This window comes from Qipengyuania sp., from assembly GCF_048550555.1.
Lineage (GTDB): Bacteria > Pseudomonadota > Alphaproteobacteria > Sphingomonadales > Sphingomonadaceae > Qipengyuania.
On sequence record NZ_JBLYYF010000043.1, the window covers coordinates 52835 to 77487 of the forward strand.

A 24653-nucleotide genomic window follows, 5' to 3' on the forward strand; every position below is an offset into this window, starting at 1 on the left:
TCGAGTTGCGAGCTCTTTGATCGCGACTCGTCCGCTAGGGACCGTTCGTGACAGTTTTTGTCGGTGCATGACCGTTATGTTGCAATTCCGCCGACCAATGCGACGAATTGTGGCGCAACGAAAAAGTGATGCCCAAATGCATCAAATTGCAGATTTGTGACAATGTTACGGTGTTGTTGCAGTTCGATCCGGCTGGGCGCATTCTCCCGTCAGAAACAGATTTGGGAGAACAGTCATGACCATCCTTACGAGTGTCGCGCTGGCCATTCTCGCGCAGGGGCCGGTTGCGGCGGTCCCCGGGCCCCAGGCGGAATACGATGTCGGCTATGAAGAGCTCGTCGCGCACCGGGACGCCGAAGCGCGCAAGGCGATCGAAGCATGCGACGAACTGGCGCAGGACGATCCCGCCCGCCTCATCAACCATGCCATCGCGCTCGCGCGCACGGGGGACTATGACGCGGCGCGCGCCGCATTCACCGTCGTCGCCGAGGCGCGCGCGAGCGTCGAACTCGAGACCGCGACCGGAGACTGGGTCGATTCGCGCCGTCTTGCCCGCAAGGGTTTGGCGATGCTCGATCGCGGCGAGTTCTCCCGCTACTACGCGCTTTCGCTCCGCTAGTTCTCCGCGAGAATGCCGAGCCGAGGCGGCCCGCTTCCCTTTCTTCGGGAGGCGGGCCGTTTTGTATCGCGTTGCGACAGTTTCTTTCTGTATTCAGCTTTTTGTCACCCGCCTGTCATGTAGTATGCCCAAGGGGACCGCACGGAGGGTGCAATGATTCTCGCACGCTTGGCGCTGACCACGGGATTGTCCTGTGCAGCGCTGACTGCCTTCCCGGTGAAGGCGGATGTCATGGAGATCGACGTGGACGGAGCGCGCTGGGTTGCCGGCGGAGGCACCGCGCTAGCTGCTGCCCCGACCGACCTTGCTCCTGTCGAACCCTATGCAGAAGTCCCGCCGGAGATTTTCGTTCCCGACGTCGCGGTTGCCGATCCCGATAGCCATGCGCGGTTGGTTCCGGAGGGCTACAAGGCCAAGGTCGCCGAACTCGCAGCGCGCTTCGATCTCAGCCCGACGCTGATCGAGGCCCTGGTGTGGCAGGAAAGCCGCTGGCGCGCGAATGCCGTTTCGCCGGTCGGTGCCCGCGGCCTGGCTCAGCTGATGCCGGGCACCGCGCGCGACTTGGGCGTCGACCCCGACGATCCCTTCGCCAACCTCGAGGGCGGGGCGCGCTATCTGCGCGAGCAGCTCGACCGCTTCGACGGCGATCTCGAGAAGGCTCTGGCCGCCTATAATGCCGGCCCGGGGCGTGTTCTTCAGGCGGGGGGCGTTCCCCGCATTCGCGAAACGCAGACTTATGTGGCAGCGATCATGGGTCGTCTGTCCGATCATTCACGGGAGTAAATTACTTGAGTCGCAAGTTCACTGTTCCGGCAACTCTGGCCGCGCTTTTCTCGCCTACCGCTGCCTTCGCGCAGGCTGCTGATCCCGCCGGCTCGGGCCCGATCGTTGCCGCGCTCGGCTGGCTCCAGGGCACGCTGCTCGGCAATGTCGCCACCGCGGTCGCGGTGATGGCGGTGGCTGCCGTCGGCTTCATGATGCTGACCGGACGCCTCAACTGGCGCTTCGGGGCGACGGTGATCATCGGCGTCTTCATCCTGTTCGGGGCCGCTTCGATCGTCGCCGGCATCCAGGGCGTGGCGGGCTGACATGACCGCGCTGGTCCGCCATCCCGTTCACCGCGCCCTGACGCGCCCGCAGATGTTCGCGGGGGTGACATATAACTATTTTATCATCAACGGGATGGTGACCACCGAGGCCTTCCTCATCACCGGCAGCTGGCTGGCGTTGCTCGTCTTCGCCGTGATGCACGGTGTCGGCTATTTCGCCTGCCTGCGCGAACCGCGCATCTTCGACCTGTGGATCACCAAGGTCAGCAAATGCCCGCGGGTGAAGAACTACCAGCGCTGGGGGTGCAATTCCTATGCCGCGTAACGACAAATGGATGGGCGCCGCCGCCTGGAGCGCCAAGGAAGCGCGCGCCGGCGACCGCCTGCCGTATCTGCGCCTGATCGACGAGAGCACGCTGCTGCTGCGCGACGGTTCGGTGATGACCGCGATCCAGGTTCCCGGCCTGCTGTTCGAGACCGAGGACAGCGAGGCGCTCAACGCGCATGCCGCGACCCGTGAGGTCGTGCTGCGCTCGACGCTCGACGCGCGTTTCGTCCTCTATCATCACGTCATCCGCCGCCGTGTGTCGGTCGAGCTCGAGGCCGAGTTTCCCGATCCGATCAGTCGCCATATCGACAGCCGCTGGCGCGAACGCCTGGGTTCGGGCCAGCTCTTCGTCAACGACCAGTTCATCACGCTGATCCGTCGCCCGGCACGGGGCAAGGCGGGGCTCGCCGAGCGCGTGAGCAAGAAATTCCGCCGCAGGGGCGGTGACGACCGGCTCGAAGCCGATCCCAAGGATCTGCGCAGCCTGCGCGCCGCCTCGCAGGGGCTGGTTGCCGCGCTGCAGGCCTATGGCGCGACGCCGCTGGGCGATTACGTGGGGCCGCAGGGCAACACCAATTCGGAAATGCTCGAGCTGCTTTCGGCGCTCTACAATGGCGAGATGCGCCCGGTCAGGAAGCCGACCGAGGATGTCGATCTCGGCCATATGCTGCCCTATCGCCGTGTAAGCTTCGGGCTCGATGCGATCGAGATGCGCGGCTCGGGCTCGCCCGATTTCGCCGCCATTCTCGGCCTCAAGGACTATCCGGAAGCGACCAGCCCGGGGCTGCTCGACAGCCTGCTGCGGCTGCCTTTCGAAATGGTGGTCAGCGAAAGCTACGCTCCGACCGAGCGGCAGACCGCGCGCGAGCGCATGGACCTCGCCATCCGCCGCCTGAAGAGCGCCGACGAGGAGGCCGCCGCCGAGCGCGCCGACATGATGGCTGCGCGCGACGCCCTGGGCAACGGCGCGGTCGGCTTCGGCGACCACCACCTGACCGTGATGGTCAAGGAACGCGACCTGGGCCGCCTGGACGATGCGATGGCCGCCTGCGCCGCCGCGCTCGCCGACACCGGCGCGATCGCGGTGCGCGAGGATACCAATTGCGAACCGGCTTTCTGGGGCCAGTTCCCGGGCAACGAGGGCTATCTCGTCCGCCGCGCACTGATCTCCAGCGCCAATATGGCGAGCTTCGGTTCGCTTCACGGCTTCGCGCTCGGCCAGGCGCAGGGCAATCACTGGGGCGAGGCGGTGACGCTGCTGGAAACCACCAGCGCGACGCCGTTCTTCTTCAATTTCCACCACGGCGACCTCGGCAATTTCTCGGTCATCGGGCCATCGGGTTCGGGCAAGACCGTGGTGATGAACTTCCTCGCCGCGCAGGCGCAGAAGTTCAGCCCGCGGACGATCCTGTTCGACAAGGATCGCGGCGCCGAACTGTTCGTGCGCGGCATCGGCGGTCGCTATGACAGCATTCGCGCGGGCGAGCCGACCGGTTTCAACCCGCTCGCGCTGCCCGATACCGCGGGCAACAAGGCCTTTCTCCGCGATTGGCTCGGCGTCCTCCTCAAGGCCGAAGGGCCCGAGGAGGAGCAGACGATCGCGGGCGCGGTCGATGCCGCCTATGCCAACGATTCGTCGCTGCGCCGGCTGCGGCACTTCAAGGAGCTGCTATCGGGCAGCCGTCGTCCGCAACCGGGCGACCTCGCCGATCGTCTCGGCGCCTGGATCGGTGCCAATGACGGTCAAGGGGGCGAACATGCCTGGCTGTTCGACAATGCCGAAGACCGGCTCGACCTGACCGCTCGCGTACTCGGCTTCGACATGACCGCGCTGCTCGAAAACCCGAAGCTGCGCACGCCGACCATGATGTACCTCTTTCACCGGATCGAGGAACGCCTGGACGGCAAGCCGACCATGATCCTGATCGACGAGGGGTGGAAGGCGCTCGACGACGAAGTCTTCGCCGCGCGCATCCGCGACTGGCTCAAGACGTTGCGCAAACGCAACGCCCTGGTCGGTTTCGCCACCCAGTCGGCGCGAGATGCGCTCGAGAGCCGCATTTCGACCGCATTGGTCGAGCAGACGGCGACCATGGTGTTCATGCCCAACAGTCGCGCGCGGCCCGAGGATTATTGCGACGGCTTCGGCCTCACCGAGCACGAGCTGGCGCTGATCCGCACGCTGCCGGCGCACAGCCGCTGCTTCCTCGTCCGCCAGCCCGATGCCAGCGTCGTCGTGCGCCTCGATCTTTCGGGCGCGCCGGAAGTGCTGACGCTGCTTTCGGGTCGCGAAAGCTCGGTGCGCAGGCTCGACCTGCTGCGCGAAGCGCTGGGCGATGCGCCCTCGGACTGGTTCCCCGCGCTCACCGGCAGCAAATGGCCCGGCGGCGCGGACGATGCAGGGGAGGCGGGGGTCGAACCCCTCGGCCTTGCTGCCGAATGAGCGCAAGCTGTCAGCAGGCTGCCGAGCAGGTCGGCAACGGCGTTGCCGCTGCGCTGCGCGGTGTCGATTGCATCGCTGGCGAAGCCAGCGCCGCGGCGTTCGGGCGTTTGTTCGCCCCGGGCGGCTCGCTCGGCATGGTGCTCACGCTCGTTCTCACGCTGTTCATCGCGCTGTTCGCCTTCGCGCTGCTGACCGGGCGCACCAATGTCGGCGTGCGCAATCTCGTCCCGCGGATGATGACGCTGGGGCTGGTCCTGACCTTCGCGACGAGCTGGATCGCCTACCAGAGCGTAGTCTGGAATCTCGCGGTCGCGACGCCCGATTATCTCGCCGGCATCCTTACGGGGACGCAGGGCTCGGCCACCGATACGTTCGCGCAGAAGATCGACGTGGTCTTTCTCGCCATCCAGGAAGCGAGCGGCGGTAACGAAGAGTTCTCCGCTTTCTCGCCCGAAGGCATGATGTGGCTCGGGGCGATGCTGTTCATGCTCGGCACGGTGGGCTTGCTGGTGACGACCAAGATCGCGCTGGGAGTGCTGGTGGCGCTCGGGCCGATCTTCGTGGTCATGGCGCTGTTCAACGGGACGCGCGGGCTCTTCACCGGCTGGGTCAAGGGCGTGACCATGTGCGCGCTGGCGCCGCTCTTCGCCGTGCTCGGCGGCAGCGTGATGCTCGAACTCGCCGTCCCGATCCTCGGGGCGCTGACCGCGACCCCGGGACAGGTCGATCCGCAGGCCGGCATGGCCTTCTTCATGATCGGCGCGGTGCATGTCGCGCTGATGGTGCTGGTGCTCAGGGTCGCCGGGACGATGGTCTCGGGCTGGAGCGTGTTCGGCCTGGTCGCCGACAAGGACGACAGGGCTACGCCGGCAGCGGCACCACAGCAGACCGTTCCACCGATGGCGCTCGCCCAGGCGCAGGCCGCAAACCAGGTGAGCTCGCAGGCGCGCCGGATCGACGTCTCCGCCGTGCCGACCGCCTATGCCGCCAATGATAGCGGCGCAACGGGTGGCAGCGGCGGAACGCGCGTGACCAAGGTTTACGCCACCTCTTCGACGTCGGCTTCGCAATCCCCTTCCAGCAAGGCCCGCATCCGCGGCTCCGGCATCGGTAGCCGGTTCAAGTCCGCGACCCCCAAGGCCCTCGACCGTTCGATGGAGAAACACGCATGACCCGCGCGCTCATTCCCGCGCTCGCTCTCGCCCTGCTGGCCGCGCCGGCCGCGGCGCAGGATTCACGCCTCGTCGAGGTGATGTACGACGAGGCCAAGGTGGTCCGCGTCGAAGGCCGCGTCACCGTGCAGGCCAGCATCATGTTCGGCGAGGACGAAGTGATCGAGAATGTCGCTATCGGCGACAGCTCGAGCTGGCAGGTCACGCCCAACAAGCGGGCGAACATCCTGTTCGTGAAGCCGCTCGAGGCGCGCGCCGCGACCAATCTCACGGTGATCACCAGCAAGCGGACCTATCTGTTTGACCTCGTCGCCAATCCCGGCGCGAAGCCGCTCTATCTGATGCGCTTCGCCTATCCGGATGAGCCCGAGGACGAGGAGGTGCAGATGGCGGCGGCGCCCAATGCGGTCGAGCGCCAGGCGGCGCGCGACCCCTATGCGGTCGTCGATCCCGCCGACCTCAATTTCGCGTGGAACGCTTCGGGCGATCCCGAACTGCTGCCCGAGAATACCTATGACGATGGCACCGCCACGTTCCTGACCTGGCCCGATGGCAAGGACGTTCCCGCGATCCTCGTCACCAATAGCCAGGGGGTCGAGGGGCCGGTCAACTTCACCGTCCGCGGCGACACGATCGTCGTCGACGGAGTGCCGCGCACGATCGTACTGCGCTCGGGCAACGACAGTGCCCAGCTGGTCAATACGGGGCCCGAACGCTCCACCACCAATGCGAGCGGCAAGGCCGCTCTCGCCTCGAAGGGGAGGTAACTATGCGTCTCGCCATGCGACTGCCCGAAAAGAAGCCCGGCGATGCCGGTATCGCCAACGACGTCGATCCGCGCGATGAAACCGATGCCGAGGTGATCGACCTCGCACAGCGCAACGCCTTCCCCGCCGTGGCGCGGCCCGCGGGGAAGTCCGATGCGCTCGGCATGGTCGCGGGTATCGCGATCGTCGCCGGTCTCGGTCTCGTGACGCTGTGGAGCATGAATTCGGCGCGGATCACGCCGCCCGAAGGGGTCGGCGGCAAGCAGCCACCGGTCGAAGTGGCTCCGCCCGTGCCCGCCGCGGCGATCACCCCCCCGACACCCGCGCAGGCAATCCCCTCTCCGGCGGCGCGCCCGGACCCGGCACCGCAGCCCGTGCTCGCTGCGCAGCCGCAGCCAGGTATCGCAGGCAATCCCTATGCCAACCCCACGGTGGTGTTCGATTCGGGGGCCTCGCCGGCCACGCTCGCGATTGCCGAGCCGGGTGCCGCGGAGGCCGCAGGCACCGGATCGTCGGGCAATTCGGCGTCCGACTTCGCCAGCCGCGTCGGCGGCGTCGGCGGAGCGCCGGCGCAGGCCAAGGCGATGGTCAATCCGACGACCACGGTGACGCAGGGCACGCTGATCCCGGCGGTTCTCGAAACCGCGATCGATACCAATGTGCCGGGCTACGTCCGCGCAGTCGTGAGCCAGGACGTGCGCAGTTTCGACGGGACCAAGATCCTCGTCCCGCGGTCGAGTCGCCTGATCGGCCAGTATCAGTCGGGCCTGCAGAACGGCCAGAAGCGCGCCTATGTCATCTGGACGCGGCTGATCCGCCCCGACGGCGCCTCGGTCAACCTCGCTTCGCCCGCGATCGGCTTCGACGGCACCACCGGGCTCGCCGGCAAGGTGTCGGGAGCGAGCTTCTTCAAACGCTTCGGCTCGGCCATGCTGCTCTCGGTTGTAGGCGGGGTCGGCTCGCTTGCCACGGGCGGTGCGGCGGGCGTCCTGATCGGCGGCGCGAGTTCCTCGGCCGCGGCGACGGCGGCGCAGCAGGACGGCCAGCGCAGTCCCACGGTGCGCGTGCGCCAGGGCGAACCGATCCGCATCTTCACCGCGCGCGACCTGGATTTCTCCTCGGTCAGCTGAACGGGACGACGAAGTGAGCGCCGATATCCATCCGTTCCAGCCGGACGACCATCCGGAAGCGGACGCGCCGACCGTGGACCTCCACGGCGAGCGCAGCGTCTATCTCGACGCCTATCTCGCCCCGTTCCGCGAATGGCTCGAGCGCGACACGGTCACGGAAATCCTGGTCAACCGGCCGGGCGAGGTCTGGGTGGAGGATGCGGCCGCCGGCGGCATGCAGAAGGTTCTGCGTCCCGAGATCGACGACCGGTTGGTCCAGCGGCTGGCCGAACAGGTCGCCCGCGTCAGCCATCAGGGGATCAACCGCGAACACCCGCTGCTCGGCGCGACGTTGCCCGGCGGTGCGCGCGTGCAGTTCTGCGGGCCGCCCGCGGCGCGCAAGCACTGGGCCATGGCGATCCGCCGTCACCGCCGGCTCGACCTGCCGCTCGATGCCTACGACACCGGTCCGCTGACCCCGCCGGAGCGCGGCGCCATGCCCGATGCGCAGGCCGAGCCTGTGGCCTTTCTGCGCGAAGCGATCCGCCAGCGGCGCACGATCCTCGTATCGGGCGGCACCAGCACGGGCAAGACGACCTTTCTCAACGCCATGCTCGGCGAAATCCCGAGGCATGAACGCGTGGTGCTGGTCGAGGACACGCCCGAACTCAAGCTTCCGGGCGAGAACGGCGTCGGCCTGGTCGCGGTCAAGGGCGAATTAGGCGAGGCGAAGGTTACCGCCAACGAACTGCTCCAGGCGGCGTTGCGCCTGCGTCCCGACCGCATCGTGCTCGGCGAACTGCGCGGCGCGGAAAGCGTCAGCTTCCTGCGCGCGATCAACACCGGCCATCCGGGCAGTTTCTCGACCATCCATGCGAACAGCCTGCATGGGGCGCTCGAACAGCTATCACTGATGGTGATGCAGACGGGAATCGGCCTCACCCGCAGCGACACGATCGCTTATGCAGCCAGCGTCATTGACGTGCTTGTACAACTCGGACGCGATGTTTCGGGCAAGCGCGGCATCACTCAGATCGCCGAAAGCCATACGCTCATCTGACTGCGGTAAATGTGTCGCAGTCCTCGAGCGGCAGTATTCCGTAGCGTCAATCACGCGCAGTGATGCGGCGCCGGAACAACACATGCCAAAATTCGCCTGTCCTTTGCGCAACAATCATGCGCAATCCCTTGCGTGCATACGAATGTGTGTTAGCAATAGAGGGTAGGCCGCAAAGACGGCCACATGGAGAGGAGAGGGTTAATGAGGGTGAGGGCTTCCCTGCTCGCGAGCATCTGCGCGAGCGCGATTGCGTTTCCGGCGGTTGCTCAGGAAACCGAAGACGACCAGCCGCGGCTTGGCGGCAATGTGATCATCGTTACCGCTCAGCGACAGAACCAGTCGCTGCAGGAAGTTCCAATTGCGGTCAGCGCCTTCGACGCGGAAGCGCTTGAAGCCCAGCAGATCGAGAATGCCAGCGATCTCCAGCTGACGCTGCCCAACGTATCCTTCACCAAATCGAACTTCACTGGTTCGAGCTTTACCATCCGCGGCATCGGCGACCTGTGCGTCGGCACCTCCTGCGACGCGGCCACCGGCATTCACACCAACGGCTCGCCGTTGTTCGGTACCCGCCTGTTCGAGACCGAATATTTCGACCTCGAGCGTGTCGAGGTGCTGCGTGGGCCGCAGGGCACACTGTTCGGCCGCAACGCCACCTCGGGCGTCGTCAACGTCGTCACCCACAAGCCCGAGCTCGGTGTATTCGGTGCCTCGGGCGAATTCGAATACGGCAATTACAACAGCATCAAGGCGAAGGGCATGATCAACGTGCCCATCGGCGACACGCTGGCCCTGCGCGCGGCGGGTTTCTACCTCAACCGCGACGGCTACACGACCAATCTTTACGACGGCAACGACCTCGACGACCGGGACATGTATGCGATCCGCGGCTCGCTGCGCTGGGAGCCGACCGCCGACACCACGCTCGACATCATGGGATACTACTTCCGTGAAGACGACAAGCGCATGCGGATCCAGAAACAGCAGTGTCAGCGCGATCCCACGGGTGTGCTCGGCTGTCTCAACAACCGCCGCGACTTCGACAACACCAACACCAATGCGACCTTCACCGGGACGCTCGGCTCGGTCGAATTCCTGACGACCCAGCTGGGCGCTGCCCTGGGGAACTCGTTCGGCCTCAACAGCCTCTACGGGCCGGACATCTACGCGAGCTTCGACGAGCCCAACGACGTCCGTACAGTCGGCACCTCGTTCACGCCTGAATATTTCGCCGACGAACTGCAGGTCCAGGCCCATCTCGACCAGCGCTTCGGCAGCATGAGGCTGTCGCTGACCGGGATGTACCAGGAGACGACGGTCGACTCGCGCCAGGACTACAACCTGGGTATTCCAAGCCGCACGGGTGTTCAGTTCCAGACGGCACTGAACAGCTTGGCGTTCTTCGCGGCGAATGGCGTTCCGACGGGTCTGCCGGCTCCGTTCCCGGCTTTCGTCCCTGGCTCATCGGCCTATTTCTCTCCAATCTACAATGCTTTGACGCCCAATGGGCCGAACGGCACCCTGTGTACTTCCGATACGCTGGTGAACAATCAGGGCGCCTTCGAAGGCCAGTCCATCTGCTCTGACCTGCCCGGCGCGTTCGACCGGTCGCGGTCGAACGGCAAATCTTGGTCGGGTGAAGCGATCATTTCGAGCGATTTCGATGGTCCGTTCAACTTCCTGATCGGCGGCATCTATGCCGAGGCAGAGGCCTTCGATACCGACTACTATGTCAATTCGTTTGCGATCGACTACATCACCGGTATTCTGGGCTCGTTCACGAGCTTCGGCTCGACCACCGATGCCGATCCGGCCAACGACCTTCCGCCATCCTATCTGGCGACGTCGTTCTACCGGAACAACACCGACTACTTCAAACTGAAGAGCTACGGCCTGTTCGGCGAAGTCTATTTCGACATCTCCGACCGGCTCAAGCTGACCGCCGGTATCCGGTACAACAACGACAAGAAGCAGTTGTCGGCGCGGACGACGCTGGCCAACTTCCTCAACCCGTACAGCAACAATGGCGATCCGTTCGAATCGCCCTTCGTGGTCACGTTCGACGCCGATCCGGGCACTCCGGGCAACCAGCTGCTGCAGCAGCGCCAAGTCGGGTTCGACAAGATCACCGGTCGCGTGGTGCTCGACTTCGAACTGTCGCCGGACAATCTGCTCTATGCGTCCTATTCGCGCGGCTACAAGTCGGGCGGCATCAACCCGCCGCTGTCGCCGGTCTTCTCGGTGTCGGAAAGCTTCGGTCCCGAAGCGCTGAACGCCTTCGAGATCGGTTCGAAGAATACCTTCTTCAACGGCGCTCTGCAGGTCAATCTGACCGGCTTCTACTACGACTACTCGAGCCTCCAGCTCAGTCGCATCATCGCGCGGACCTCGGTCAACGATACGATCGATGCCAAGATCTGGGGCCTCGAACTCGAATCGATCATGCGTCCTTCGGACAACTGGCTCATCAACATGAACCTCAGCTACCTCAATGCGAAGGTCGCCGGGGACCAGTTCTTCAGCAATCCGCGTGATCCGGGGGGCGGCGATCCGACGGCGGTGATCATCAAGGACATCACCAATGGCGCGCTGTGCGCGGTGACCGGCGGCAATGCCAACGGCTACGTCGCGGCGATCAACGGTGCGATCAACGCCGGCGCGGTTCCCGGACTGGAGGCCGGTGCCGGCCTGCAGAACCCGGCGCCCTTCCCGGCGGACGGCGGCATCGCGTCGAACGGTGCATTCAGCATCTGCGGCGTGCTCGACGCCTTCACCGCAGTCGAGGCCGCACCCGGTGTGACCTTCGGGCAGGCCTTCGGCGGCATCTCGGTCCTCAGCCCGGGCGTCGAGGTCAACCTGAAGGGCAACAAGCTGCCGCAGGCGCCGGAGTTCAAGGCCTCGATCGGTGTCCAGTACACCGCCGAGTTCGGCAACGGCATGAGCCTCGTTCCGCGCTTCGACCTGGCGTTCACCGGCGAACAGTACGGCAACGTGTTCAACGGCCGCATCAACCGGGTCGCTCCGTTCGTGCAGGCGAATGCGTCGATCCAGTTGAACGGAACCGATGATCGCTGGTTCGTTCGTGGTTTCGTGCAGAACATCTTCGACAGCAACTCGGTCACCGGGCTCTATGTCACCGACGCATCGTCGGGCCTGTTCACCAACATCTTTACGCTCGATCCGCGGCGCTACGGCATTGCGGTGGGGGCGAAGTTCTAAGCATAACCCACTCAGATGGGGAGAGGGGAAGGGGCGGCCCGATGGGTCGCCCCTTTTCCGTGCCTTCAGTCCGCACTCGAGGCGAAGGGTGAAAAGTCGGTTTCGGTATCGAACAGATCGATGCCCTCGGCGCGTTTCAGCCTCCCGACCACGGCGTAGGTCACCGGGGTGAGCAGGGCCTCCCATGCGGTCTTGATCGCCCATTGCGACAGCACGACCTGCCACAGCAGCTCGACCGGCCAGCCGGCGAGTCCCCAGAAGGCGAGCGGGTAGAAAATCAGGCTGTCGAGGCCTTGGCCGATGACGGTCGAACCGATCGTGCGCATCCACAGGTGCCGCCCTTCGGTCCACACCTTCATCTTTGCCAAGACATAGCTGTTGGCGAATTCGCCCGCCCAGAAGGCAATCATCGACGCGAACACGATGCGCCAGGAATTGCCGAAAACGAATTCGTAGGCGTCCTGCCCGGGCCAGCCCGCCGCAGGGGGCAGGTGAACGACCACCCAGGCCATGAAGGCCATGAACAGCAACGCGGCGAAACCGGTCCAGATCACCCGCCGGGCGCGGGCATAGCCGTAGACCTCGGTCAGCACGTCGCCGATGATGTAGCTGACCGGGAAGAACAGCACGCCCGCCCCGAAGGACCATTCACCGATCCCCGGCAGGACCACGTAGCTGGGCTTGGAGGCTCCGATAAGGTTGGACAACAGCAGGATGGTGACGAATGCCGCCATCACCAGGTCGTAATAGCGGAAGCGATGCTCGGCTGCGGTCTGCGGTGCGTTTTCCATCGGTAAGACGGTTACTGCCGATTGGCCCGCCGCGAAAGGCACGTTATGGCGGGCCCGGAGCGCGCCCGTAGTTCAACTGGATAGAGCACGAGCCTTCTAAGCTTGGAGTTGCAGGTTCGAGTCCTGCCGGGCGCGCCAGTTCTCATCCCAGGCTCCTGAACGGGCAGTGGTGAGCGGCTAGCCCCGCGCGACGCTCTCCAGCGGTTCGCCGGTGACGGGATAGCCCAGGTCTTCGCCGATCTCGAGCCAGCTCTTGCCGCCGCGCTCGCCCATGAAGGGGGTGATCGTGCGCACCGGAATGGCCTCGGCCTGAGCCTTGGCCTCGGCGAAGCTGCCGAACAGCGCGAGCCGTTCGAGGTTGCGGCGCGTCGGGAAAATGATCTTGATGTCGCCCTTTTCCGCCGCGTCGAGCGCGCCTTGTGCGGTGGTCCAGAACAGATGCGTGTTTTCCGACAGGTCGGCTTCGATCTCGACCGCCCCCGTGCCGATGTCGGCGAGGTAGAAGCGCGTGTCATAGACGCGGGGGATACGCTCGTTCTTGGGGAACCAGCGGGCGAAGGGGACCAGCTGGCCGAGATCGAGCTCCCAACCGAAATGGTCGAGTACGGGGGCGAGCTCGCCGGTCTGCTGCAGGAAGCTGCGCGCCGCGCGCGCGCGATCGGCATCGATGTCGCCCGACAAGCCAATGGCGAGCCCGGTTTCCTCGAGCGTTTCGCGCACGACCGCCACCTGATGCGCCGCTTCGTCCGGATCGAGCGGTCCGCCCATGCTCGCACCCAGCGCGAAATCGGCAGGATCGACCCGACCCCCCGGAAACACCGCCATGCCGCCGGCGAACACCATCTCGCGCGAGCGGATCGTCATCAGGATTTGCGGCGCCCCGCCCTGCGGCGCGTTGCGGAAGATGACCACAGTGGCTGCAGGTATGCCGTCGGCGCTCTTGTCGGAAAATTCGCTCATCGACGCTTTGTGCCGGGGGGCACGGGGCTTGCCAAGCGCAAAGGCAGCGACGCGCTGTCGGGAATTTTTACACTAAGCGTTACGGCGAAGTTGCCGTTAACTATTGTTAGGGTCGAAAACCCCGGAGTGGCGGCCGTTTGGCACGACGCGTGCAAATAAAGCTGCGTCCCGTTCAAGTCTTCAACGGGTGTCGGACCAAGGTCTCCCGGTTCCGGCTCCCAGACGAACAAAGGCCCGCCAGGTTTGTCGCTCGGCGGGCCTTACCCGTTCTGGACAGATGCCCCGGCGCGCCCGTGGGGCGACCGGGCCGGAACTACGACGCCGCCTTGGCGACCTGCTTTTCGTCCATCATCTGCTGCAATTCGCCGGCTTCGAACATTTCCATCATGATGTCGCTGCCGCCAACGAATTCGCCCTTCACGTAGAGCTGGGGGATGGTCGGCCAGTCGGAATAGGCCTTGATTCCCTGACGGATTTCCATGTCCTGCAGCACGTCGACGCTGTCATAGGCGACGCCGCAATGATCGAGAATGGCGACCGCGCGGCTCGAAAAGCCGCATTGCGGGAAGAGGGGCGTGCCCTTCATGAAGAGCACGACGTCGTTGCCGCCGACGATATCGGCGATGCGCTGGTTGGTATCGGACATAACGGCCCGTCCTTTGTCTGAATTCGGTTTGCGAAAGATCAGGTGGGGGCTTGGGTGGTCAGTTGCAAGGCGTGCAGCTCTCCGCCCATGCGCCCGCCGAGCGCCTCGTAGACCAACTTGTGCTGCTGCACGCGGCTGAGCCCGGTGAATTGCGGCGCGGTCACCTTGGCCGCCCAGTGGTCGTTGTCGCCGGCAAGGTCGCGCATCTCGACCACGGCACCGGGAAGCGCCTCCTCGATCATGGCGACGATGTCTTCGGCTGGCATCGGCATGCGATCAGGCCCGGTCGCTCATGAACTGGCGCCGCGCCTCGACCCCGCATTCTTCCAGCTTGGCGCGGATGTCGGCTTCGCTCACATCGCATTCGGCCGCGGTGAGGTCGCCCAGCAACTTGCGGATCACGTCCTCGTCGCCCGCTTCCTCGAAATCGGCCTGCACGACCGCCTTCTTGTAGGCGTCGGTTTCCTCGCTGGTCAGGCCCATGAGATCGGCAGCCCATTCGCCGACCAGCCGGTTGCGGCGCGCGGCGATCTTGAAGGCGTTTTCCTCGTCGAAGGCGAACTTGGCTTCTTCGGCCCGCTCGCGATCCTTGAAATCGGTCATGTCAGTCCTCTCGGGATGGAATCTCGGGGGCCGGAATAGGCGCGGCCCCCAAGCCCTGCAAGGCCGCTTATTCCATCACCACGACGAGCTTGCCGATCGCCCCGCGATTTTCGAGCTTGGCGATCGCTTCGTGCGCCCGTTCGATCGGATAGGTCTCGCTGACCAGCGGATCGATCTTGCCCGCCCTCCACAGGTCGAACAGCTCTTCGATGTTCTTCTGGTTGCGCTCGGGTTCGCGTGCGGTGAAGGCGCCCCAGAAGACGCCGCGGATGTCGCAGCTCTTGAGCAGGGTGAGGTTGAGCGGCATCTTGGCGATCCCTGCCGGGAAGCCGATCACCAGGAAGCGGCCTTCCCAGGCGATCGCGCGCAGCGCGGGTTCGGAATAGTCGCCGCCGACGATGTCGTAGACGATGTCCGCGCCATCGGGGCCGACCGCGGCCTTGAAATCATTGGCGAGTTGCTTCGACGTGTCTTTATCGAAGGGGGCGCGGGGATAGATCACCACCTCGTCGGCGCCGTGCTTCTTCGCGACTTCGCCCTTTTCCTTGGTCGAGACGGCGGCGACCACGCGGCAGCCGTAGGCCTTGGCGAGTTCGACCGCGGAGAGGCCGACGCCGCCGGCCGCGCCGAGCACCAGCACGGTCTCGCCCTCCTTGATGTCGCCGCGGTCCTTGAGGCCGTGGATTGTGGTGCCATAGGTCATCAGCAGTGCGCTGGCCTTCACCAGGTCGATCCCTTCGGGTACCTTGAACAGGCGCGCGGCTGCGACTGCCACCTTTTCCTGTAGTCCGCCGTTGCCGACCCCGCACATCACGCGGTCGCCGACCGCGAAACCGCTGACGCCTTCGCCCAGCGCCTCGATCGTGCCCGAGATCTCGCCGCCCGGCGCGAAGGGGCGGGGCGGCTTGAACTGGTACATGTCGCGGATGATCAGCGTGTCGGGGAAGTTGATCGCGCAGGCCGCGACCTTGACCAGTACCTCGCCCTTGCCGGGGGTGGGCTCGTCGATATCCTCGACGACGAGGGTTTCGGGGCCACCGGTTTCCTTCGAAAGGACTGCCTTCACGCTGCTTCTCTCCTGTTGGGTTTGTCGAGCCAGGGCAGGGTGCCCTCGCGCATCTGTTCGTGGGTCGCAATGGCGCTTTCGCTGCCGAGGGTCAGGCCGATCTCGTCGAGCCCCTCGAGCATGCAGCGCTTGCGGAACGGATCGATGGGGAATTCGAACCGGTCCTGGAACGGGGTGGTGACGACCTGGTTCTCGAGGTCGATCGTAATCGGCGCTTCGCGTGCCACTTCCAGCAAGCGGTCGACCTGCTCTTGCGGCAATTCGACCGCGAGGATGCCGTTCTTGAAGGCGTTGCCGGCGAAAATGTCGGAGAAACTCGGGGCGATCACCGCGGTTATGCCCATGTCGAGCAGCGCCCAGGCCGCGTGCTCGCGGCTCGACCCGCAGCCAAAATTGTCGCCCGCAATCAAGATCGGCGCATCGGCGAAATCCTCGACGTCGAAGGGATTGCCGGGCGTCTGCCGGATCGTCTCGAAGGCGCCCTTGCCGAGCCCCTCGCGACTAATGGTCTTCAGCCAGTGCGCAGGAATGATGACGTCGGTATCGACGTTCTTGAGGCCCAGCGGGATGGCGCGGCCCTCGATGGTCGATACGGGTCTCATCACTTGGCGCTTTCGGGAAAGGCGGGAAGGCGGGCAATGTGGCGCGGATCGTGCTGGATCACGATCGTAGCATCGAGATTGTCGGCCATCTGGTTGAAGCGATGCATCGAGGCGAGCGTATCGGCGCGGTCGGTGTTGAACTGCGGCACGCCGCGATTCTCGATCTGCTCCTCGAAATGATAGAGATCGCCGGTCAGCATCATCGTGACCATGCGAGGGAGGCGGACGACCAGCGAATGGTGTCCGGGCGTATGGCCGGGCATCGAGACCATCATCACCTTGCCGTCGCCGAAGACGTCCCGGTCGCCCGCGACGGTCTCGACCTTGCCGCCCTCGTCGAGCCAGTGCGCGAAGGGCCGCGGGTCGACATTGCCCGTTCCATCGGCCGCCTTCACCGCGTCGAAATCGCTCTGTCCGATCAGCAGTGTGGAATCGCCGAAGCCTGCCAGCTGTCCGATATGGTCGAAATGATAGTGGCTGACGCCCACGAAATCGATGTCCGCGGGGGTCAGGCCGAGATCACCCAACTGGTCCTCGATCGAGCGTGTGACGCTCAATGTATAGACCCCCGAGGTCTGCGTGCGACCGACGAAATCGCCCGGCAGGCCGGTGTCCCACAGGAGGTACTTGTCCCCGTTGCGAATGACGTAGCAGCTGTCGGTCAGCTCGCGCGGTTGGCCGTCGTAGAGATGGGTATCGGAGAAGGATTCGCTGTCGCTCAGCTGCAGCGTGCCGCAGTCGAGGCGCCACAGCTCGATCGCGGGCGCATCCTGCGCGACAGCGGGCGCTGCGGCGAGCGCCGCGGCGGCAATGGTCAGGTGAAATCTCATGCGTACTCTCCCCCAGTGGCATGCGATCCTAGTCGGTTTCGGGCTTCTCCCCCGAAGGGATGGTGCCGGGTTGCACGGGCCCCTTCTTTTTCTCGCGGCGCTTGTTCGCATAGAGCATGGCGGCCGCTATGGCGGCGGAGCCGATCGCCCCGGCGATGGCGGCTTTTCCGGAAAGCTTCTTGGTCATCCCCTCTCAATGGTCAGCCCCTGCCTTCTTGGCAAGGGGCGAGCTTGCGCACATCGGTCAGGCGCCCGGTGACCGCGGCCGCCGCCGCCATGGCCGGACTGACCAGATGCGTGCGCGCGCCGGGGCCCTGTCGGCCGACGAAATTGCGGTTGCTCGTCGATGCGCAGCGTTCGCCGGGAGGGACCTTGTCCGGATTCATTGCGAGGCAGGCCGAACAGCCCGGCTCGCGCCATTCGAATCCGGCGTCGGTGAAGATGCGGTCGAGCCCCTCGGCTTCGGCCTGTCGCTTGACGAGGCCCGAGCCGGGCACGGCAATCGCCCAGCGCACATTGGGCGCCTTCGTGCGCCCCTCGAGCACCGCGGCGGCTGCGCGCAGGTCCTCTATCCGCGAATTGGTGCAACTGCCGATGAAGACGTTCTCGACTGCGATCTCCTCGATCGGCGTGCCGGGGGCGAGGCCCATGTAGTCGAGGCTCTTCCGTGCCGCCTCCTGCTTGGAGGGGTCGGCGAAACTTTCGGGCGCGGGGACGGTACCGCCAATAGGGATGACGTCTTCGGGGCTGGTCCCCCAGCTCACCGTTGGTTCGATATCGGCGGCGTCGATCACGACCGACTTGTCGAACCTCGCGCCTTCGTCGGTGGATAGCGATCGCCACCATTTCACCGCGCGATCCCAGTCCCCGCCCTTCGGGGCGTAGCGACGGCCTTCGAGATAGGCGAAGACCTTGTCGTCGGGTGCGATCAGGCCCGCGCGCGCGCCGCCCTCGATGCTCATGTTGCAGACGGTCAACCGACCTTCGACGCTCATCTCCTCGAACACCCGCCCGCGGTATTCGATCACGTGGCCGGTGCCGCCGGCGGTGCCAATCACGCCGATGATGTGGAGGATCAGGTCCTTGGGCGTCACCCCCGGACCCAGCGCGCCGTCGACACGGATTTCCATCGCCTTCGAGCGTCGCAACTGCAGCGTCTGCGTGGCCAGCACGTGTTCGACCTCGCTGGTGCCGATGCCGAAGGCGAGGGCGCCGATCCCGCCATGCGCGGCGGTGTGGCTGTCTCCACAGACGATCGTGGCGCCGGGGAGCGAAAAGCCCTGCTCGGGTCCGACGACATGGACGATTCCCTGCTCGGGCGCGACCGCGTCGATATAGGCGACGCCGAATTCGGGCGCGTTGCGCTCGAGCGCGGCGAGCTGCTGCGCGCTCTGCGGATCGGCGATCGGCAGCCGCGACCCGTCGGGCGCCAGCCTGCGCGTGGTCGGCAAATTGTGATCGGGCACGGCCAGCGTGAGGTCGGGGCGCCGCACCCTGCGTCCGGCGAGCCGCAGCGCCTCGAAGGCCTGCGGGCTGGTGACCTCGTGAACCAGGTGGCGGTCGATGTAGAGGAGACAGGTGCCGTCCTCACGGCGCTCGACCACATGGGTGTCCCAGATCTTCTCGTAAAGCGTGCGCGGTTTGCTAGCCATGGCGGCATGTCTGCGGCAGCTTTCGGGCTTCGGCAAAAAGGCAAATGCAGAGTCTTCCAAACTTAACCTTTCTCTGCTTTATTGACACTCATGTCAGCAAAGCCGTTTTCCTTTCCGATCAAAGTCCTCCCCGATGACATCGATTTCATGGGGCACGTCAACAATGCACGCTACCTCAATTGGGTGCAGGACACCGTGCTCGCGCACTGGCGCAAGCTGGCCCCCGCAGAAGAGGTGGCGAGCAAGGCCTGGGTCGCGCTCAAGCACGAGATCACCTATCGCCGCCCTGCTTTTCTCCACGATGACGTGATAGCCGAGACGGTGCTCGAGAAGATCGCCGGTGCACGCAGCTTCTACAACACGGTGATCCGCCGCGGCGAAGAGGTTCTGGCCGAGGTCCAGAGCATGTGGTGCTGTATCGACGCGGAAAGCCTGCGTCCGGCCCGCATCAGTCGCGACGTGGCCGAGAATTTCTTCGGTCTCCCGCGCAGGCAGGAACGCTACACCGGCGAGTGATCCGCACGGCGGGCTTTGCCTGCGCCCCTCGCGAGCCTATATTTACCGTATGGATTTCCTGTTCCCCGCCCTGATCGTGCTCGCCACCGTCGTGACGATGGAACTGGTCGCGTGGTCGAGCCACAAATACATCATGCATGGCTTCGGTTGGGGGTGGCATCGCGATCACCACGAGCCGCACGACAATCTGCTCGAGCGCAACGACCTCTACGCGCTGGTCGGCGCCGCGGGGAGCATCTCGATGTTCCTGCTAGGCAGCCCGATGGTCATGGGCCTCGATGCCTGGTGGCCCGCCACTTGGATCGGCCTCGGCATTCTGTTCTACGGCATCATCTACACGCTGGTACACGACGGCCTCGTCCACCAGCGCTATTTCACATGGGTGCCCAAGCGGGGCTATGCCAAGCGGCTGGTGCAGGCCCACAAGCTCCACCATGCGACGATCGGCAAGGAGGGCGGGGTCAGCTTCGGCTTCGTCTTCGCGCGCGACCCGGCGAAGCTGAAGGCCGAACTCAAGCGCCAGCGGGAGGCGGGGATCGCGGTGGTACGCGAAAGCGCCGGAGCCTGAGGCCCCGGCGCTTCGGTCGCGTGTCGCGAGAACGCTACTTGGCGTAGTTCACATAGAGCCCGTGGATCAGCCCGGGGATATATCCCAGCAGCGTGAGCACGAGATTGAGCAGGGCCGTCCCGCCCAGCCCATGCTTGGCGGCAACGCCCAGCGGCGGAATCAGTATGGTCGCGATAAGGATCAGAATCGGCATCGAGAATTCCTTTGGTCTGCCCTCCCGTCGTTCGATAATCCAACGCGCCGTGGGTGAGGCCGTTCCGAAAGTCACTCGTTGCGGGTCGCGATCCAGCTGCCGCACGTGATCAGAACCGCCAGCGAAATCCAGTACCAGGGATGACCAAGAGTGTACCAGGTGAAGACCACGCCGGTGGTCATGGCGCCGATCGCCATGGTCTTCGCCCGGCGGCTGATCGCGCGCCGCTCGCGCCAGTCCTGGACCTGCGGCCCCCAATGCGGGTGGTCGAGGATCTTCTGCTCCCATTCGGGATTGCTGCGGGCGAAGAAATAGACCGCCAGCAGGAGGAAGGGGACCGTGGGCATGATCGGCAGGAAGGCGCCCACCGCCCCAAGGCCCACGCTGAGGAGGCCGAGCGCGGAATAGAACGGGCGCTTCACCCGGACTATCCCGCCGCGATCCGCGCGGCATGTTCGCGGACCAGCGCGATCATGTTGGGAACGCCCTGCGTGCGGTTGCTCGATAGCTGGTTCTTGAGATCGAAGGGCTCGAGCGCGGCCGCTATATCCATGTCAGCCACTTCACTCGCTGGCTTGTCCTGCATCGCGGCGATGACCAGCGCGACGATGCCCTTGGTAATCGCGGCATTGCTGTCGGCGAGAAAATGCAGCCGATCCGCATCGCCGGTCGGATAGACCCAGACCTGCGCGCTGCAGCCGCGCACTAGCGTGGCGTCGGTCTTCAGCGCCTGCGGCATCTCCTCGAGTTCGCGACCCAGTTCGATCAGCAGGCGATAGCGTTCGTCGCCCTCGAGGAATTCATATTCTTCGGCAATGTCGGAAAGTGTGCGCATGCCGCGCCCTTAGCGGGCGGGCCGGCGGGCGTCTATCGGGCTCAGCCCGACAAGCCTCCGGGGCGGGTGAAGGCGTAATAGATGACATAGAACCAGCCGAATAAACCCTGGATGGCTGCCCAGACGATCGACTTGTGCAGACTCCAACTGATGGCGACGGCGATCGCACTGCCGAGACCGATCCCGGCGCGGGCGGCGTCGGTCCGCGCCGCGGTCACAGGTCGACCCCGCTGGCGATCGCTTCGAGCTTCTTGATCCGCTCCTTGAGGTCGGCGAGTTCGATCCGCGCCGCTCCCATGGGAGAACCGGCTTCCGGCGTTTCGCCACCGTGATGCTGTTCGAGTTCCTGGCGCTTCAGCGCCAGCCAGCCGTGCCAGGCCCGCAGCAGCGCCGCCGCGACGATGGTCAGCCCCACCAGAGCTGCGCCCGCTATGATCACTGTCGGTTCGAACATAATTCCATGTCCTCCTTGAACCTTGCCGCCTTCAGTCGGCCTGCTTGTCGCGCAGGGCTTCGATTTCGGCGGCGATCCGCTTGGTCTCGCGCGCATCGAGCGAATTGCCGTCGGTGGCGATCCTCTCGAGCACCTTGATCCTTTCGCGCAGATCCTCGAGCTCACGCTGTGCGCCCGGATCCGTGCGGCTGACGTAATTCTCGTTGCCATGCCGGTCGGCTGTGATGCCGTGCTGTGCGCGATAGCGGGCGGTCAGCACCTTGGTGATCGATCCGATCAGCACCAGCAGGACGATGGCGGTCCAGAAACTCATAGCGCGCGCTCCCCTTGGGCGGCGGTGTTCTCGATCTCCTGCAGGTCGCGCAATTGTTCGATCTGCAGGGCGAGGTTGTGGTTGCCGTCGGTCGCGATCCGCTCGAGGACGCGCAGGCGGTCCTCGAATTTGCGGTAGTCGGCACTGCCGCGGCTGCCCATCGCCGCCTCGGCTTCGGCCTTGCGCGCCCGCAGTTCGAGCTTGCGCTCCTCATGCTCTGCGGCACGCTTCTGGAACAGATAGGCCATCGGCATCACGATCATCAGGATTGTCAGGATGAAGCCGAAGATCAGCAGCAGGTCCGGATCCATCAGTTGGCCTCCTTCGCGTCGCGCAGACGATCGATCTCGTGCGTCAGGTGATAGCCGCTGTCGGTCACGATGCGCTCGACATTGCCCAGCCGGTCCTTCAGCGAGCCGAGTTCGGCGCGCAGCTCGGCGTTCTCCTGGGTCAGCAGCTTGACCCGCTCGACTGCCTGGTCGTTTTTCGGATAGACGGCTTTGCCCCAGCTGTTTTCGAGCGGGTATCCGTTCTTGATCCGCATCCAGGTGGTGGTGACCCAGGCAATCGACATCGAGACGACGCCGACGGCGAGGAGGGGGGCGAGAGCCTCCACCAGTACGATCTTTTCCATGTCAGATGCGCTCCCTGTCCTTGATGTTCAGCGGCGTGCCGGCGTCGCCGGCGGTCGGCTTGTCGCGCAGCGCCTCGATCTCGTCGTGAAGCGAATAGCCGCGATCGGTGACGATCTTCTCGAGCACCACCATGCGATCCTGCATAGCGTCGAGCTTGTCGTGCAGCTGGCGGTTTTCGGCCTTCAGAGCCTTGGTTTCGGCGCTGTCGCTGCGCTCGGTCTTGCCGCCCCATTCGTCTTCGAGCGAATAGCCGTGCCGCGCGCGGATCCAGTTGTTGACTAGCCAGCCGCCGGTGCTCAGCGCGATAATCGCGAGGACGAATTCTGGCCCTCCGAAAGTCATTGGGCCGGCTCCCCCTGCCTGATGGTCAGCGGCACGCCGCTGTCGCGATCCTCCACCGCGCGTTGATCGCGGAGCGCCTCGATTTGCGTCGCGATGTCGTAGCCACGATCGGTGACGATGCGTTCGAGCACGCGGACTCGCTCTTCGAGGTCGGTCACGCGGCTCGAATATTGCGCTGCCTTCTCCGCCGTCGCCTCGGCCGTGCTCTTGACGTTCATTTCGGCGATCTTCTGCTGGTGCCTGGTCCAGATCGCGACGATCGGGATCGACAGGGCAACGATCGGGATCATTGCTCCGATTGCGCCGGCGTCCATAATTCAGTCTCCCCTGTTTGCCGCGGCTCAGCGCAGGCGTTCGATTTCGGCGGTGAGGCGCGGATTGCTGCTGACGTAGAAGGTTTCCACTTCGGCGAGACGGCGATCGACATCCTTCATCTTGGCGCGGATCTCCCGTGCTGTGCGCTTTGGGTTCTGGCGCACGCCCTGCCAGTAGCGCGTCTCGTCATGGTCGACGTAGAGGTGAGCCGGCTTCTTGTTGAGCAGGATGCCGGCGACGAAATAGGCCGGAAGCGCGAAGCCGGTGGCGAATACCAGGATGATCAGCGCAAGGCGGACCCACAGGACATCGACGCCGGTGTAATCGGCGATGCCCGAGCAGACGCCCATGAGCTTGGCATTCTGCTTGTCGCGGTAGAGCGTGGTGCGAGGCGTGTTCACTTGGCGGCTCCTTTCTTCTCCGCGAGCAACTGTTCGAGTTCGCGCAGTTGCTGGTTGTCCTGCTCGCTGTCGTGGACGAGGCGGGCGGGGCGGAATTCGGGGTTGTCGCTGGCAACCAAGCGCTCGACGGTGTCCATCCGGTCATCAAGGCGCTTGGCGAGGTTGTAGAGTTCCTCCAGCAACACTTCATCGTCGGTGGTGATGGTCGCCGAAGTCTTCCACTTGGTGATGTAGTGGAGGATCAGCCATGGAAGCCCGATGAAGATTGCGGGGATGATGATGATCTCTTCCATGGGTGTCAGTCCTCCTTGTCGGCGCTGCCCATTCCGAGCGCCTTCTTCATTTGTGCAAGTTCGTCGTCGATCGCGTCGGCGCCTTCGAGCGCGGCGATCTCGTCGGCCAGGCTCGGTTTGTCCGACTGGTCGGCGATGCTCAGCGCATCGGCGCGTCCCTCGGCATAGTCGACACGGCGTTCGAGCTGGTCGAAGCGGCTCAGCGCGTCGTCGACGCGTTCATTGGTCATCAGACTGCGCAGCTTGACGCGGTTTTCCGCGCTTTCGAGCCGGGCGGCGATGGCGGTCTGGCGGCTGCGCGCTTCGCGCAGGCGGTTCTGCAACTTCTGGATGTCCTGCTCATAGGCGCGCAGCGCATCGTCAAGCACGGCGATTTCCTGCTTGAGCTGATCGCTCATGTCGGCCGCCTTCTTCTTCTCCACCAGCGCTGCGCGGGCGAGGTCCTCGCGGTCCTTCGACAGCGCGAGCTGCGCCTTCTCGTTCCAGTCGGCCTGGAGCTTGTCGAGCTTGACCGAGTGGCGGTGCATTTCCTTCTGGTCCGCGATGGTCCGCGCCGCGCTCGCGCGGACTTCGACCAGCGTTTCCTCCATCTCGAGGATGATCATCCGGATCATCTTCTGGGGGTCGTCCGCCTTGTCGAGCATGTCGTTGAAATTGGCGGCGATGATGTCGCGGGTGCGGCTGAAAATGCCCATTAAAGGTGCTCCGTTGGCAAAAAAGTCCGATCCCTTGGACCGACCACCGTCGCGGGTCGGAGTCGGCGAGCGGCGCAGCCGTTCTACCTCTTCCTCGATCCGCGACAAGCGGGGGCGGGCCGAAGCGCCTTCGGCATCGCTGCCGCGGGGACTGTCGGGGGAGCGGCGCTCCGGCCC

At 64.9% G+C, this 24653-nt stretch carries 35 protein-coding genes and 1 tRNA gene; 13 read left to right on the plus strand and 23 right to left on the minus strand.

Annotated features, from left to right (window positions below; translation table 11 throughout):
• The first annotated feature begins 235 nt into the window (after positions 1-235).
• The 10 genes from ACN4E0_RS11555 (at position 236) to ACN4E0_RS11600 (ending at position 11766) form a co-directional block, all read left to right on the plus strand.
• Positions 236-619, plus strand: a complete 384-nt coding sequence (locus ACN4E0_RS11555) for a hypothetical protein (RefSeq protein ID WP_419567988.1) — start codon at positions 236-238, stop codon at positions 617-619.
• 153 nt (positions 620-772) lie between these two features.
• The gene (locus tag ACN4E0_RS11560) at positions 773-1402 is read left to right on the plus strand and encodes a lytic transglycosylase domain-containing protein (protein WP_419567990.1); all 630 of its coding nucleotides are present in this window, start codon (positions 773-775) and stop codon (positions 1400-1402) included.
• 5 nt (positions 1403-1407) lie between these two features.
• On the plus strand, positions 1408-1707 hold the full coding sequence (locus ACN4E0_RS11565) for a TrbC/VirB2 family protein (RefSeq protein ID WP_419567992.1): 300 nt from the start codon (positions 1408-1410) through the stop codon (positions 1705-1707).
• A gap of 1 nt (position 1708) precedes the next feature.
• Positions 1709-1993, plus strand: a complete 285-nt coding sequence (locus ACN4E0_RS11570; protein WP_419567994.1) for a type IV secretion system protein VirB3 — start codon at positions 1709-1711, stop codon at positions 1991-1993.
• Positions 1983-4439: a VirB4 family type IV secretion/conjugal transfer ATPase gene (locus ACN4E0_RS11575; protein WP_419567995.1), complete on the plus strand. Its 2457-nt coding sequence runs from the start codon at positions 1983-1985 to the stop codon at positions 4437-4439. Before ACN4E0_RS11570 ends, ACN4E0_RS11575 begins: the two co-directional genes overlap by 11 nt.
• Entirely contained in the window at positions 4436-5611 is a 1176-nt protein-coding gene (locus tag ACN4E0_RS11580; protein WP_419567997.1) for a type IV secretion system protein, read from the plus strand. The genes ACN4E0_RS11575 and ACN4E0_RS11580 overlap by 4 nt, the downstream gene beginning before the upstream one ends.
• Complete coding sequence (locus ACN4E0_RS11585) at positions 5608-6378, plus strand: TrbG/VirB9 family P-type conjugative transfer protein (protein WP_419567999.1); 771 nt, start codon at positions 5608-5610, stop codon at positions 6376-6378. The genes ACN4E0_RS11580 and ACN4E0_RS11585 overlap by 4 nt, the downstream gene beginning before the upstream one ends.
• 2 nt (positions 6379-6380) lie before the next feature.
• A complete protein-coding gene (locus ACN4E0_RS11590) occupies positions 6381-7508 on the plus strand; it encodes a TrbI/VirB10 family protein (protein WP_419568001.1) in 1128 nt (375 codons plus the stop codon).
• Between the two features lie 13 nt (positions 7509-7521).
• The gene (gene virB11 / locus ACN4E0_RS11595; RefSeq protein WP_419568003.1) at positions 7522-8547 is read left to right on the plus strand and encodes a P-type DNA transfer ATPase VirB11; all 1026 of its coding nucleotides are present in this window, start codon (positions 7522-7524) and stop codon (positions 8545-8547) included.
• A gap of 201 nt (positions 8548-8748) precedes the next feature.
• The gene (locus ACN4E0_RS11600; protein ID WP_419568006.1) at positions 8749-11766 is read left to right on the plus strand and encodes a TonB-dependent receptor; all 3018 of its coding nucleotides are present in this window, start codon (positions 8749-8751) and stop codon (positions 11764-11766) included.
• A gap of 65 nt (positions 11767-11831) precedes the next feature.
• On the opposite strand, the gene ACN4E0_RS11605 is transcribed toward ACN4E0_RS11600, so the two are convergent.
• Positions 11832-12557: a queuosine precursor transporter gene (locus ACN4E0_RS11605; protein ID WP_419568008.1), complete on the minus strand. Its 726-nt coding sequence runs from the start codon at positions 12555-12557 to the stop codon at positions 11832-11834.
• 61 nt (positions 12558-12618) lie between these two features.
• Between ACN4E0_RS11605 and ACN4E0_RS11610 the strand changes: the two genes are divergently transcribed.
• A tRNA-Arg gene (locus tag ACN4E0_RS11610) sits at positions 12619-12695 on the plus strand.
• Between the two features lie 39 nt (positions 12696-12734).
• Here ACN4E0_RS11610 and ACN4E0_RS11615 read toward each other — a convergent pair.
• From ACN4E0_RS11615 to leuC, 9 genes are all read right to left on the minus strand, one after another.
• The gene (locus ACN4E0_RS11615; RefSeq protein WP_419568010.1) at positions 12735-13517 is read right to left on the minus strand and encodes an NUDIX hydrolase; all 783 of its coding nucleotides are present in this window, start codon (positions 13515-13517) and stop codon (positions 12735-12737) included.
• 313 nt (positions 13518-13830) lie between these two features.
• On the minus strand, positions 13831-14163 hold the full coding sequence (grxD, locus tag ACN4E0_RS11620) for a Grx4 family monothiol glutaredoxin (RefSeq protein WP_221600799.1): 333 nt from the start codon (positions 14161-14163) through the stop codon (positions 13831-13833).
• A gap of 38 nt (positions 14164-14201) precedes the next feature.
• Positions 14202-14435: a BolA/IbaG family iron-sulfur metabolism protein gene (locus ACN4E0_RS11625; protein WP_419568012.1), complete on the minus strand. Its 234-nt coding sequence runs from the start codon at positions 14433-14435 to the stop codon at positions 14202-14204.
• A 4-nt stretch (positions 14436-14439) separates the two neighbouring features.
• The gene (locus ACN4E0_RS11630) at positions 14440-14766 is read right to left on the minus strand and encodes a DUF1476 domain-containing protein (protein ID WP_419568014.1); all 327 of its coding nucleotides are present in this window, start codon (positions 14764-14766) and stop codon (positions 14440-14442) included.
• 67 nt (positions 14767-14833) lie between these two features.
• A complete protein-coding gene (locus ACN4E0_RS11635; protein ID WP_419568016.1) occupies positions 14834-15832 on the minus strand; it encodes an NADPH:quinone oxidoreductase family protein in 999 nt (332 codons plus the stop codon).
• Positions 15829-16434 carry a 3-isopropylmalate dehydratase small subunit gene (gene leuD, locus ACN4E0_RS11640; protein WP_419568018.1) on the minus strand — a complete coding sequence of 202 codons (606 nt, stop codon included), beginning with the start codon at positions 16432-16434 and terminating at the stop codon, positions 15829-15831. Before leuD ends, ACN4E0_RS11635 begins: the two co-directional genes overlap by 4 nt.
• Positions 16434-17264, minus strand: coding sequence for an N-acyl homoserine lactonase family protein (locus ACN4E0_RS11645; RefSeq protein WP_419568020.1), 831 nt, complete (start codon positions 17262-17264; stop codon positions 16434-16436). The genes leuD and ACN4E0_RS11645 overlap by 1 nt, the downstream gene beginning before the upstream one ends.
• A 28-nt stretch (positions 17265-17292) precedes the next feature.
• Complete coding sequence (locus ACN4E0_RS11650) at positions 17293-17451, minus strand: isopropylmalate isomerase (protein ID WP_419568022.1); 159 nt, start codon at positions 17449-17451, stop codon at positions 17293-17295.
• A gap of 13 nt (positions 17452-17464) precedes the next feature.
• Positions 17465-18916 carry a 3-isopropylmalate dehydratase large subunit gene (gene leuC / locus ACN4E0_RS11655; RefSeq protein WP_419568024.1) on the minus strand — a complete coding sequence of 484 codons (1452 nt, stop codon included), beginning with the start codon at positions 18914-18916 and terminating at the stop codon, positions 17465-17467.
• 90 nt (positions 18917-19006) lie between these two features.
• On the opposite strand from leuC, the gene ACN4E0_RS11660 reads away from it, so the two are divergent.
• Together ACN4E0_RS11660 and ACN4E0_RS11665 are read left to right on the plus strand one after the other, a co-directional pair.
• Positions 19007-19432: an acyl-CoA thioesterase gene (locus ACN4E0_RS11660; RefSeq protein ID WP_419568025.1), complete on the plus strand. Its 426-nt coding sequence runs from the start codon at positions 19007-19009 to the stop codon at positions 19430-19432.
• A 49-nt stretch (positions 19433-19481) separates the two neighbouring features.
• Positions 19482-20000 (plus strand): sterol desaturase family protein, encoded by a 519-nt coding sequence (locus ACN4E0_RS11665; protein WP_419568027.1) that lies wholly within the window; start codon positions 19482-19484, stop codon positions 19998-20000.
• Positions 20001-20034: 34 nt separating this feature from the next.
• Here ACN4E0_RS11665 and ACN4E0_RS11670 read toward each other — a convergent pair whose 3' ends face one another.
• The 13 genes from ACN4E0_RS11670 to pspA form a co-directional block, all read right to left on the minus strand.
• On the minus strand, positions 20035-20193 hold the full coding sequence (locus tag ACN4E0_RS11670) for a YqaE/Pmp3 family membrane protein (RefSeq protein WP_370033519.1): 159 nt from the start codon (positions 20191-20193) through the stop codon (positions 20035-20037).
• 71 nt (positions 20194-20264) lie between these two features.
• Positions 20265-20615, minus strand: coding sequence for a YbaN family protein (locus ACN4E0_RS11675; RefSeq protein WP_419568028.1), 351 nt, complete (start codon positions 20613-20615; stop codon positions 20265-20267).
• A 5-nt stretch (positions 20616-20620) separates the two neighbouring features.
• A complete protein-coding gene (locus ACN4E0_RS11680) occupies positions 20621-21028 on the minus strand; it encodes a SufE family protein (RefSeq protein WP_419568029.1) in 408 nt (135 codons plus the stop codon).
• 41 nt (positions 21029-21069) lie between these two features.
• A complete protein-coding gene (locus tag ACN4E0_RS11685; RefSeq protein ID WP_419568031.1) occupies positions 21070-21246 on the minus strand; it encodes a hypothetical protein in 177 nt (58 codons plus the stop codon).
• Positions 21243-21482 (minus strand): hypothetical protein, encoded by a 240-nt coding sequence (locus tag ACN4E0_RS11690; RefSeq protein ID WP_419568033.1) that lies wholly within the window; start codon positions 21480-21482, stop codon positions 21243-21245. Before ACN4E0_RS11690 ends, ACN4E0_RS11685 begins: the two co-directional genes overlap by 4 nt.
• Before the next feature lie 31 nt (positions 21483-21513).
• Positions 21514-21795 carry a hypothetical protein gene (locus tag ACN4E0_RS11695; RefSeq protein WP_419568035.1) on the minus strand — a complete coding sequence of 94 codons (282 nt, stop codon included), beginning with the start codon at positions 21793-21795 and terminating at the stop codon, positions 21514-21516.
• Positions 21792-22106: a hypothetical protein gene (locus ACN4E0_RS11700; protein ID WP_419568037.1), complete on the minus strand. Its 315-nt coding sequence runs from the start codon at positions 22104-22106 to the stop codon at positions 21792-21794. Before ACN4E0_RS11700 ends, ACN4E0_RS11695 begins: the two co-directional genes overlap by 4 nt.
• On the minus strand, positions 22106-22429 hold the full coding sequence (locus ACN4E0_RS11705) for a hypothetical protein (protein ID WP_419568038.1): 324 nt from the start codon (positions 22427-22429) through the stop codon (positions 22106-22108). The genes ACN4E0_RS11700 and ACN4E0_RS11705 overlap by 1 nt, the downstream gene beginning before the upstream one ends.
• A gap of 1 nt (position 22430) precedes the next feature.
• Positions 22431-22772, minus strand: coding sequence for a hypothetical protein (locus ACN4E0_RS11710; RefSeq protein WP_419568040.1), 342 nt, complete (start codon positions 22770-22772; stop codon positions 22431-22433).
• Entirely contained in the window at positions 22769-23086 is a 318-nt protein-coding gene (locus tag ACN4E0_RS11715) for a hypothetical protein (RefSeq protein ID WP_419568042.1), read from the minus strand. Before ACN4E0_RS11715 ends, ACN4E0_RS11710 begins: the two co-directional genes overlap by 4 nt.
• A gap of 27 nt (positions 23087-23113) precedes the next feature.
• Positions 23114-23488 (minus strand): envelope stress response membrane protein PspC, encoded by a 375-nt coding sequence (pspC, locus tag ACN4E0_RS11720; RefSeq protein WP_419568043.1) that lies wholly within the window; start codon positions 23486-23488, stop codon positions 23114-23116.
• Positions 23485-23781 (minus strand): envelope stress response membrane protein PspB, encoded by a 297-nt coding sequence (pspB, locus tag ACN4E0_RS11725; RefSeq protein ID WP_221600758.1) that lies wholly within the window; start codon positions 23779-23781, stop codon positions 23485-23487. The genes pspC and pspB overlap by 4 nt, the downstream gene beginning before the upstream one ends.
• A gap of 5 nt (positions 23782-23786) precedes the next feature.
• The gene (gene pspA, locus ACN4E0_RS11730) at positions 23787-24584 is read right to left on the minus strand and encodes a phage shock protein PspA (RefSeq protein WP_419568047.1); all 798 of its coding nucleotides are present in this window, start codon (positions 24582-24584) and stop codon (positions 23787-23789) included.
• Between the last annotated feature and the right edge of the window lie 69 nt (positions 24585-24653).

What these genes read in the sequence shown, in the direction of transcription:
- ACN4E0_RS11555 (WP_419567988.1), top strand. Translation starts at nt 236, where the DNA reads ATGACCATCCTTACGAGTGTCGCGCTGGCCATTCTCGCGCAGGGGCCG.
- ACN4E0_RS11560 (WP_419567990.1), top strand. Translation starts at nt 773, where the DNA reads ATGATTCTCGCACGCTTGGCGCTGACCACGGGATTGTCCTGTGCAGCG.
- ACN4E0_RS11570 (WP_419567994.1), top strand. Translation starts at nt 1,709, where the DNA reads ATGACCGCGCTGGTCCGCCATCCCGTTCACCGCGCCCTGACGCGCCCG.
- ACN4E0_RS11575 (WP_419567995.1), top strand. Translation starts at nt 1,983, where the DNA reads ATGCCGCGTAACGACAAATGGATGGGCGCCGCCGCCTGGAGCGCCAAG.
- ACN4E0_RS11580 (WP_419567997.1), top strand. Translation starts at nt 4,436, where the DNA reads ATGAGCGCAAGCTGTCAGCAGGCTGCCGAGCAGGTCGGCAACGGCGTT.
- ACN4E0_RS11585 (WP_419567999.1), top strand. Translation starts at nt 5,608, where the DNA reads ATGACCCGCGCGCTCATTCCCGCGCTCGCTCTCGCCCTGCTGGCCGCG.
- ACN4E0_RS11590 (WP_419568001.1), top strand. Translation starts at nt 6,381, where the DNA reads ATGCGTCTCGCCATGCGACTGCCCGAAAAGAAGCCCGGCGATGCCGGT.
- ACN4E0_RS11600 (WP_419568006.1), top strand. Translation starts at nt 8,749, where the DNA reads ATGAGGGTGAGGGCTTCCCTGCTCGCGAGCATCTGCGCGAGCGCGATT.
- ACN4E0_RS11605 (WP_419568008.1), bottom strand. Translation starts at nt 12,557, where the DNA reads ATGGAAAACGCACCGCAGACCGCAGCCGAGCATCGCTTCCGCTATTAC.
- ACN4E0_RS11615 (WP_419568010.1), bottom strand. Translation starts at nt 13,517, where the DNA reads ATGAGCGAATTTTCCGACAAGAGCGCCGACGGCATACCTGCAGCCACT.
- grxD (WP_221600799.1), bottom strand. Translation starts at nt 14,163, where the DNA reads ATGTCCGATACCAACCAGCGCATCGCCGATATCGTCGGCGGCAACGAC.
- ACN4E0_RS11625 (WP_419568012.1), bottom strand. Translation starts at nt 14,435, where the DNA reads ATGCCGATGCCAGCCGAAGACATCGTCGCCATGATCGAGGAGGCGCTT.
- ACN4E0_RS11630 (WP_419568014.1), bottom strand. Translation starts at nt 14,766, where the DNA reads ATGACCGATTTCAAGGATCGCGAGCGGGCCGAAGAAGCCAAGTTCGCC.
- leuD (WP_419568018.1), bottom strand. Translation starts at nt 16,434, where the DNA reads ATGAGACCCGTATCGACCATCGAGGGCCGCGCCATCCCGCTGGGCCTC.
- ACN4E0_RS11645 (WP_419568020.1), bottom strand. Translation starts at nt 17,264, where the DNA reads ATGAGATTTCACCTGACCATTGCCGCCGCGGCGCTCGCCGCAGCGCCC.
- ACN4E0_RS11650 (WP_419568022.1), bottom strand. Translation starts at nt 17,451, where the DNA reads ATGACCAAGAAGCTTTCCGGAAAAGCCGCCATCGCCGGGGCGATCGGC.
- leuC (WP_419568024.1), bottom strand. Translation starts at nt 18,916, where the DNA reads ATGGCTAGCAAACCGCGCACGCTTTACGAGAAGATCTGGGACACCCAT.
- ACN4E0_RS11660 (WP_419568025.1), top strand. Translation starts at nt 19,007, where the DNA reads ATGTCAGCAAAGCCGTTTTCCTTTCCGATCAAAGTCCTCCCCGATGAC.
- ACN4E0_RS11665 (WP_419568027.1), top strand. Translation starts at nt 19,482, where the DNA reads ATGGATTTCCTGTTCCCCGCCCTGATCGTGCTCGCCACCGTCGTGACG.
- ACN4E0_RS11670 (WP_370033519.1), bottom strand. Translation starts at nt 20,193, where the DNA reads ATGCCGATTCTGATCCTTATCGCGACCATACTGATTCCGCCGCTGGGC.
- ACN4E0_RS11680 (WP_419568029.1), bottom strand. Translation starts at nt 21,028, where the DNA reads ATGCGCACACTTTCCGACATTGCCGAAGAATATGAATTCCTCGAGGGC.
- ACN4E0_RS11690 (WP_419568033.1), bottom strand. Translation starts at nt 21,482, where the DNA reads ATGTTCGAACCGACAGTGATCATAGCGGGCGCAGCTCTGGTGGGGCTG.
- ACN4E0_RS11695 (WP_419568035.1), bottom strand. Translation starts at nt 21,795, where the DNA reads ATGAGTTTCTGGACCGCCATCGTCCTGCTGGTGCTGATCGGATCGATC.
- ACN4E0_RS11700 (WP_419568037.1), bottom strand. Translation starts at nt 22,106, where the DNA reads ATGGATCCGGACCTGCTGCTGATCTTCGGCTTCATCCTGACAATCCTG.
- ACN4E0_RS11705 (WP_419568038.1), bottom strand. Translation starts at nt 22,429, where the DNA reads ATGGAAAAGATCGTACTGGTGGAGGCTCTCGCCCCCCTCCTCGCCGTC.
- ACN4E0_RS11710 (WP_419568040.1), bottom strand. Translation starts at nt 22,772, where the DNA reads ATGACTTTCGGAGGGCCAGAATTCGTCCTCGCGATTATCGCGCTGAGC.
- ACN4E0_RS11715 (WP_419568042.1), bottom strand. Translation starts at nt 23,086, where the DNA reads ATGGACGCCGGCGCAATCGGAGCAATGATCCCGATCGTTGCCCTGTCG.
- pspB (WP_221600758.1), bottom strand. Translation starts at nt 23,781, where the DNA reads ATGGAAGAGATCATCATCATCCCCGCAATCTTCATCGGGCTTCCATGG.